This is a genomic window from Desulfovibrio sp. (assembly GCF_019424165.1).
Taxonomy (GTDB): Bacteria; Desulfobacterota; Desulfovibrionia; order Desulfovibrionales; family Desulfovibrionaceae; genus Desulfovibrio.
The window spans coordinates 275-1,203 of sequence record NZ_JAHZAA010000058.1 but is presented as its reverse complement, the minus strand read 5'-3'; the positions used below and the strand labels follow the sequence as shown (position 1 = coordinate 1,203).

The window sequence follows — 929 nt, the reverse complement described above, 5'->3', positions numbered from 1 at the left end:
CATGTACGGTTTGACCATATCTGTATCTGTGGCGGCAGTTTTTACCGCATTGCCGCCTTTAAGGCTTCGGACATTACTTTCGACCAAACGAGGCAGTCATGAACATACGCAAAATACGTGAAGATCTGGGCCGGGCAAAGGCCAGTTGCATGCGGCGCGACCTGTTACGAGCCCTTTATCTGACCATTGCGGCCTTAAAGGAATTGGGGGGGCAGACCGCTCCTTCCGACCTGCGAGGCGATATCCGCACTACAGTAAATGCTTTGGCCTCTGACCCCGGTCTTGTGGACCACCTCCCCCAAAACGTGACGTACCAGCCCGGCAATGAAAAAGAGCTGCTACAGATTTTTGCCAGGACGTACAAAGAATTCAAGGCCCATGATGAACAGGAAGACTATGATACCACCCTACAGCGCAAACTTAATCTTGATCGCTGGATCAAGGATGGAAGAAAATTCCTCGATGAAGGTCGGCCTTCAGACGCGGATGCCTGTTTTACCGAAGCCATGAAGTATTACAAAGACGAACAGGCTGTTTTTGCCATGATGGCCAAAGCCATGATGGACGCCGGAGAATACGTGCGCGCCATAGGACATGCGCGCAATGGACTCAAGGAAAATCCCCAGGATGAAGCATTGACGCGCTTGATTGACGAATGCATGCGCCTGAGGCCGCAGGCCTGATGACAGCCATAGTTGGCTCCCCTGCTGCCCCACCCGTATCCCCCAATCCAGCTTTGGCAAGCGCATTTTTCTGGTCAACGCCTGTTTGCGGCCGCGTTAAACTTAACACACGGCCGCGCCTGACTATATTGACCATATTGTAGAATGCCAACCTCTTCCAAGCGTTAGTCTGCCCACATATAGATGTACTGTGAAAAACATCACCACAAAAAACATGCAATGCCTGCTTCACAACATCTTTTAATG

General features: G+C 51.1%; 1 protein-coding gene. It reads left to right on the top strand.

What is annotated here, in order from left to right; translation table 11 throughout:
• Nucleotides 1–98 precede the first annotated feature (98 nt).
• Entirely contained in the window at nt 99–683 is a 585-nt protein-coding gene (locus QZ377_RS12265) for a hypothetical protein (protein WP_291441487.1), read from the top strand.
• Nucleotides 684–929 lie beyond the last annotated feature (246 nt).

Coding starts and splice junctions, on each gene's coding strand:
- QZ377_RS12265 (WP_291441487.1), top strand. CDS start 99: ATGAACATACGCAAAATACGTGAAGATCTGGGCCGGGCAAAGGCCAGT.